Origin of the sequence: Mesorhizobium sp. M7A.F.Ca.US.002.01.1.1 (assembly GCF_004022955.1) — a bacterium.
Classification (GTDB): Bacteria; Pseudomonadota; Alphaproteobacteria; order Rhizobiales; family Rhizobiaceae; genus Mesorhizobium; species Mesorhizobium ciceri.
This window is the reverse complement of the sequence record NZ_RZQE01001028.1, coordinates 1-548: the sequence shown is the minus strand read 5'-3', so window position 1 is coordinate 548 and position 548 is coordinate 1. Positions and strand designations below refer to the sequence as shown.

At 63.3% G+C, this 548-nt stretch carries 1 pseudogene; it reads left to right on the top strand.

From position 1 onward, the window contains the following. Positions 1-548 (top strand): annotated as a pseudogene (locus EN932_RS37525) (glutamate synthase subunit alpha); the annotation flags it as partial.

The following is a 548-nucleotide window of genomic DNA, read 5'->3' as shown; positions in this document are numbered from 1 at the left end:
TCAACATGAAGGGCGTGAAGTCGCATCAGATCGTCGAGGACGGGCTTGCTGTGCTCGAAAACCTGACGCATCGCGGCGCCGTCGGCGCCGATCCGCTGGTCGGCGATGGCGCCGGCGTGCTGGTGCAGCTTCCCGACCAGTTCTTCCGTGACGAGATGGCAGCCCAGGGCATCGAGCTGCCGCCGGCGGGCCAGTACGGCGTCGGACACTGGTTCATGCCGCAGGACGCGGCCCTTCGCGCCCATATCGAGGACATCATTGCCGAATCGGCGCAATCCGAGGGACTTCCGCTCATCGGTTTCCGTGACGTGCCCGTCGACAATTCGTCGCTGTCGAAGGCGCCCGACATCGTGGCATCCGAGCCGTTCCATCGGCAGATCTTCATCGGCCGCACGCCAGACATTACCGATGACGAGGAATACGAGGCCAGGCTCTATCTGCTGCGCAAGGTCATCTCGGGCCGCATCTATGCCGAGAACGACAACAAGGACATCGGCGCCTATTGCGTGTCGCTGTCGGCGCGCACCATCGTCTACAAGGGCATGTTC